The 4,346-nt window shown below is 48.8% G+C and carries 4 protein-coding genes; 3 read left to right on the top strand and 1 reads right to left on the bottom strand.

Annotated elements, in window-relative coordinates:
• The coding region (gene ctpC / locus IQ242_RS17810; protein WP_193960885.1) for a carboxyl-terminal processing protease CtpC at positions 1-1,100 on the bottom strand (1,100 nt) is incomplete at its 3' end.
• Between the two features lie 245 nt (positions 1,101-1,345).
• Between ctpC and IQ242_RS17815 the strand changes: the two genes are divergently transcribed.
• From IQ242_RS17815 to thiD, 3 genes are all read left to right on the top strand, one after another.
• Positions 1,346-2,167, top strand: a complete 822-nt coding sequence (locus tag IQ242_RS17815; RefSeq protein WP_002765212.1) for a cell division protein FtsQ/DivIB — start codon at positions 1,346-1,348, stop codon at positions 2,165-2,167.
• Between the two features lie 192 nt (positions 2,168-2,359).
• Complete coding sequence (ftsZ, locus tag IQ242_RS17820; RefSeq protein ID WP_193960886.1) at positions 2,360-3,607, top strand: cell division protein FtsZ; 1,248 nt, start codon at positions 2,360-2,362, stop codon at positions 3,605-3,607.
• Positions 3,608-3,613: 6 nt separating this feature from the next.
• On the top strand, positions 3,614-4,346 hold a 733-nt coding region (gene thiD / locus IQ242_RS17825), incomplete at its 3' end, for a bifunctional hydroxymethylpyrimidine kinase/phosphomethylpyrimidine kinase (protein ID WP_193960887.1).

Raw genomic sequence — 4,346 nt, forward strand, 5'->3', positions numbered from 1 at the left:
CCTTTGGGGGTAAGATACTTGGCAATTGTCACCGCTAATCCCGAACCGTCACTGAGATTGCGTACCGATTGCACTAATCCCTTACCAAAGGTTTTCGTACCGACAATAACCGCCCGATCATGATCCTGTAAAGCTCCAGAGAGAATTTCACTGGCACTGGCGGAACCACCATCGACGAGAACAACCAGCGGTTTATTAGTCAAAGCTTGATTGTTGGCCCGTTGACGTTCCGTCACCCCTTTGCGATCGACCGTAGAGACAATTAAACCATCGGGTATCCACATCCGAGCGATTTCGATGCTGGCGTAGAGTAAACCGCCGGGGTTAGAACGCAGATCGAGAATATAACCCTTCACCTCTTCGGCTTCCAATTCGCGAATCGCTTGACTCATATCGCCACTAGCTTGGGCGCTAAATTGATTAAGACGGATATAACCGATTTTACCGATCGGGGTGTTTTCCGTGTGGGCGCGCACCGGGTGAATTTCAATTTTGGCCCGGGTAAGAGTCAATTCTTTCTTCTCCTCACCCCGTTGAATCGTGATCTTAACGCTTGTCCCCACTTTGCCGCGGATCATGCTCACCGCTTGATCGAGTTCCATGCCTTCGGTAGATTTACCATCGATAGCGATAATCACATCTTTGGGCAGCACACCAGCTTTAGAAGCGGGAGTATCTTCAATAGGTGAAACCACGACTAACTGCTTGGTTTTCTCATCTTTGGTCAATTGAATCCCTACCCCAGTCAATTCTCCCGATGTATCGATCTTCATATTGTTAAACTCTTTGGGATCCATAAAACGGGTATAGGGATCATTGAGAGTTTTCAACATCTCGCGGATAGCGGTGTATGCTTCCTCTTGATTTTTGTAGGAACGATTTAAATACTGATTGCGGATGGCGTTCCAGTCCGATTGATTAAAAGTGCCATCTAAATAACTGCGGTTGATGATCTGCCAAACCTCATCAACGGTTTCCTTGGGACTTTCCTGAAAAAAAGCTTGACTTTGGGAGAGTCGGAATCCCGCCCCCGTGACGGCGACGGTAGACAGGACCACTGCTGTAGCACCGAGAACAAGTCCGCGTTTGTTGATAACCATAGGTAATTTTCGGATAAATTAGGCTGTTCTTGCCAGAACGCTCTTTCTGGCTGACCGTCGAAATATCTTGGCAAAAAGGAGCGTTTAGGTTTACTGGAGACAGACAAAAGAACGCCTGTAGACTACTACTGTTATAACATTTATTATCTCTTTCTTTGTCAAACTGATTACTTGAGTAGCGATCGAGTTGCCAGCAGCCCACCTTGCGACCTAAGATAACAGCAAAACTGTCCTGGATTTTCCCTATGAGCGATCAAATCCTTTCTTCCCTCTCCCTAGAACAAAAACGACAAAACCTGCGCCACCAAAGGCGATCAAAGGTGTGGCAAGCCCTAGGTCGCTTTCTGGTGGTTAGTGGTTTAGCGACGGGATTAGCTTGGGGGATGACTTCACCCTATTGGACAATTAGCAAGGCCGGACAGGTGGAAATCGCAGGCACGGAATTAATGTCACCCGAGTCGATTCGTGCTTGGCTAAAATTAAGCTATCCTCTGTCTCTCTGGGAATTACCCACCCATCAATTGCGAGAAAAATTAGCGGCTATTCCCGCTATTGCCGACGTTAAGATCGAGCGGCAATTATTACCCCCGAAAGTGATTGTTTCTATTCAAGAAAGAAAACCTGTTGCCCGTTGGCGTTCCCATCAACAGCAAGGCTTTTTAGATGCCACCGGAACGATAATTCCTCAAAACTATTATGGTCGAACTCTGCCCAAAACCCAATTACCTAGCCTAGAAGTGCTTGGTTACGACCGACAATATCAACAACAGTGGCAAAAAATTTATCCCTTAATTGATAACTTATCAATTAAAGTTACCGCCATCGATTGGCGCAACCCTAGTAATCTTGTACTAAAAACTGAACTGGGACAGGTCTATTTAGGTTTTTATAAAGATAGATTGCCCGAAAAATTAACCGCTCTCGTACAATCGCGGCCATTGTCATCCAAGATACCTCTAGCGCGAATTCTCTACATTGACCTGAGTAATCCCGATGCTCCCACTGTACAATTAAAACCGCAGCCAGCCCCTATGGTTGCCAAAGTAACGGCAACTCCTAGGGATTAACTGGAATTGATCAGCAAATAACCGCAATTATTCCCTTTAGGTATTGCCAAAAACCCCAAATTATGATTTTCTGAACCAGAAACTGATAATGTAGATACTGGAACCGACATAATATTAGTGATAGTGTTAACATTGCATCTCTGATTCATCAAACCAATAACAGAAGCTTGTACTAAGAGTGTTCCAATTCCAATGACATCGATTAATGAAATCGTTCCCACCTATCCCAATCTGAACAGTAACGATTATGCCAGTTCAGCTATGAGCGAAGATAATCATTACTCTCAGAATAATGCTGGAGTATTATTTACTCGCCCCCATGAATCACAGATGACACCCCGAGAAGAAAGTCGTAGTAATCGCATCGTGCCAAGTAATGTCGCCAAGATCAAGGTGATCGGGGTCGGCGGTGGGGGCTGTAACGCCGTTAACCGCATGATCGCCAGTGGCGTGACTGGAATCGAATTTTGGGCAATTAACACCGACGCCCAGGCCCTGGCCCACTCCTCCGCCCCCCAAAGGTTACAAATCGGGACAAAATTAACCCGCGGCCTAGGGGCGGGGGGCAATCCGGCGATCGGACAGAAAGCGGCGGAAGAATCTCGGGATGAAATCGCCCAAGCATTGGAAGGAACCGATCTAGTCTTTATTACCGCCGGCATGGGCGGCGGCACGGGAACGGGGGCCGCTCCAATTGTGGCCGAAATTGCCAAAGAAATCGGCTGTTTGACCGTGGGAGTTGTGACTCGTCCCTTTACCTTCGAGGGTCGTCGTCGCACTAATCAGGCCGATGAGGGGGTGGGCGGTTTACAAAGTCGGGTCGATACCCTGATTATTATCCCCAATAACCAGTTATTACAGGTAATACCCGCCGACACTCCCCTACAGGAGGCTTTTCGGGTCGCTGATGATGTGCTGCGGCAAGGGGTACAGGGTATCTCGGATATTATCACTATCCCCGGTCTGGTAAATGTGGATTTCGCCGATGTGCGGGCAGTGATGGCCGATGCGGGTTCGGCCCTAATGGGCATCGGCATCGGTTCGGGAAAATCTCGGGCTAAGGAAGGCGCGATCGCGGCTATATCCTCACCGTTACTGGAATCCTCGATCGAAGGGGCGAAAGGCGTAGTCTTTAACATCACCGGCGGTCAAGATCTAACCCTACACGAAGTCAATGCCGCCGCCGAAATTATCTATGAAGTGGTGGATCCCAACGCTAATATCATCTTTGGGGCAGTAATTGACGAGAAAATGCAGGGAGAAGTCAGAATTACCGTCATTGCCACCGGTTTTTCCGGCGATTCCCCCTCTCGTCCCACCGGTAGCAAGGTGGTGATCAATACCCCCGCACCCAGTCCAGCAGCCACTCCCGAACCACCAAAACCGGCGGGATTAGATATCCCCGAATTTCTGCAACGTCGTCGTCCTTTTGATCGCTAACCTCCTATGACTGCCATTGCCCTCACCATCGCCGGTTCCGATAGTGGTGGCGGCGCGGGAATTCAAGCTGATTTGAAAACCTTCGCCTTCCATCGAGTTCACGGCACCAGCGCCCTTACCTGCGTTACCGCCCAAAATACCCTAGGGGTCGAGCGCGTCGAGTCCCTAAGTCCAGAAATGGTCACGGCCCAAATCGATGCCGTGGTCGGGGATATGTCTGTGTCAGCGGTTAAGACAGGAATGCTGTTCAGCAGCGAGATTATCGAAGCAGTGGCCGAGGCGATCGAGCGCTGGCGTTTAATCAGTTTAGTGGTGGATCCGGTTATGGTTTCGCGGGTGGGAGCCAAATTAATTGATGATCGGGCTGTAGATAGTCTTTTGGATAGTTTAATTCCTCTGGCTTCGATTATTACCCCCAATCGTTACGAAGCACAGCTTTTAAGTGGCATTGAGATCAATGATTTTGAGACGATGAAAGCGGCCGCCGAAATTATTTTCCAGAAGTCGGCCACACCGGTATTAGTGAAGGGGGGAGGGATGAAAGGGCGGCTGCGTGGGGTTGATCTCTGCTTTGATGGGGAGGAATGGGAAACTTTTAAGACCAGAAGCGTCGAAACCAATAATACTCACGGGACTGGTTGTACCCTATCGGCTGCGATCGCTGCTAACCTCGCTTTGGGTGATGACCTGAAAATAGCGGTGAAAAAAGCCAAGGATTACGTTACTAACGCCCTTGAGC

Origin of the sequence: Microcystis sp. LEGE 08355 (assembly GCF_015207185.1) — a bacterium.
In the GTDB taxonomy this organism is placed as follows: domain Bacteria; phylum Cyanobacteriota; class Cyanobacteriia; order Cyanobacteriales; family Microcystaceae; genus Microcystis; species Microcystis panniformis.

Excerpts from the sequence above, each read along its gene's own strand:
- IQ242_RS17815 (WP_002765212.1), top strand. The coding sequence starts at position 1,346 with ATGAGCGATCAAATCCTTTCTTCCCTCTCCCTAGAACAAAAACGACAA.
- ftsZ (WP_193960886.1), top strand. The coding sequence starts at position 2,360 with ATGACATCGATTAATGAAATCGTTCCCACCTATCCCAATCTGAACAGT.